1 pseudogene is annotated in these 2,045 nt (G+C 63.1%); it reads left to right on the top strand.

The window, feature by feature from the left end:
* Positions 1-2,045, top strand: a pseudogene (locus EJA71_RS20190) (RHS repeat protein); the annotation flags it as partial.

Genomic DNA, 2,045 nt, shown 5'->3' on the forward strand with positions numbered 1-2,045 from the left:
AACAGTCTGTCGCGGGCGGCGATTTTTCTTGGGGATGAGCCGGAGGAGCTGATTCTTGCGCTGGCGGGGGATTCGGCGCGGTTTTATCACTTTCGGGCGGGACGTCTGACGGCGGTCAGCGATGCCTCTGGCAATCGTCTGACGGTGCAGCGCGATCGGTCTGACAGGGTGCAGCGACTCGACAACGGCGCCGGGCGCTCGCTGCTGCTGCGTTATGACCGGGCGCAGTTGATCGCAGTCGATTATCAGGTGTGGTCTGAGGGCGCCTGGCACACCGAGCAGACGCTGGTCAGCTACTGCTACGACGCCCGCCAACGCTTGTTGGCCGCAACCAACGCGGTCGGTGACAGCGAGCGTTACGACTACGACGACGCCCACGTCATCTTGCAGCGGCAACTGGCCGGTGGTGCGAGTTTTTTCTGGGAGTGGGAACGCGCTGGCAAGGCTGCCCGTTGCGTAAGGCACTGGGCTTCGTTCTCGCAGATGAACACACGCTACGTCTGGGGCGACGACGGCCGTGTCACGGTGCATTACGTCGATGGCACCGAAGAGGTTTACGTCCACGACGAGCAGGCGCGGCTGGTGCGCAAGGTCGAGGCCGATGGCGGCGAACAGCTCAAGGCCTATGACGCTGCCGGGCGGTTGATCGCCGAGCAGGATGCGTTAGGCGCCGTCACCGAATACCACTACGACGACGTCGGACGCCTGATCGCGCTGATTCCGCCGGATGACGCGCCAACGTCCTACGAGTACCGCAACGGTTTCCTCTACCGGCGTTCCCGTGGTGACGCGGTGTGGATCTATCGGCGCAATGCCGAGGGCGATGTCACCGAAGCAGTCGATCCCGACGGCAAGGTCACCCATTACTACTACGACGCGCGTGGGCGCTTGCTGTCGATCCGCTATCCGGACAGCAGTCGATTGCGGCTGGCGTGGAATGAGCTCGGTCAGCTCGTTGAAGAGACATCGCCTGACGGTGGCGTGCGGCGCTTTTCCTACGATGCGCTGGGACGACGGACCACAACCGTTGACGAACACGGTGCGGTCATCCGTCAGCAGTGGGACGCACTTGGCCGACTGACGCAGACGATTTTTCCTACCGGCGCCACCCGCGCCTATAGCTACGGCGCCTACGGTCAGGTCACCGCCGAACGCGATGAACTCGGACGCATCAGCCGTTATGAATATGACGACGATCTGCACCTGGTCTCGCGGCGGATCAACCCCGACGGCACGCGGGTGCAGTACCGCTACGACCACGCGCAACTGCTGCTCACCGAGATTGAAAACGAGTCCGGCGAAAAATACCGGCTGGATTACACGCCCACCGGACTGATCCGCCAGGAAACCGGTTTTGATGGGCGGCGCACCGCGTACGCCTATGACCTCAACGGCCATCTGCTGGAGAAAACCGAGTTCGGTGATGACGGCTCGCAGCTAGTTACTGCGTACGAACGCGATGCCGCCGGACGCCTGTTGGTCAAAACCCTGCCCGACGGCATCAAGGTCAGCTATCAATACGACCGTCTCGGTCGTTTGACCGGTGTCGATGACGGCCAGAACCATCCGCTGGCCTTCGAGTACGACCGCCAGGATCGACTGATCACCGAGCATCAGGGCTGGGGCACGCTGCGCTACAGCTACGACGCCTGCGGCCAGCTCAAACGCCTGCGCCTGCCGGACAACAGCAAGCTCGATTACCACTACGCCAAGGGCGGCGCGCTGACCGGCATCGACCTCAATGGCGCGCAACTGACCACGCACGTTTTCCTGTCCGGGCGCGAGCAGCAACGTCAGCAAGGCCTGCTGCTCAGCGAATATTCTTACGATGATCAGGGACGATTGCTCGCCCACGCGGTAGGCCATTCCCACGATTCGCTGTACCGCCGCGACTATGCCTACAGCGCCAACGGCAATCTGGAACACATCGCCGACACCCGTCACGGCCAGCGCACCTACGGCTACGACGCCCTCGACCGGCTGATCCGCGTGCGCCACTCGCGCGACGAACTGCCGGAAAGCTTCGCCCACGACCCGGCCGGCAA

The sequence above is a fragment of the Pseudomonas sp. PB106 genome, assembly GCF_009764645.1.
GTDB lineage: Bacteria > Pseudomonadota > Gammaproteobacteria > Pseudomonadales > Pseudomonadaceae > Aquipseudomonas.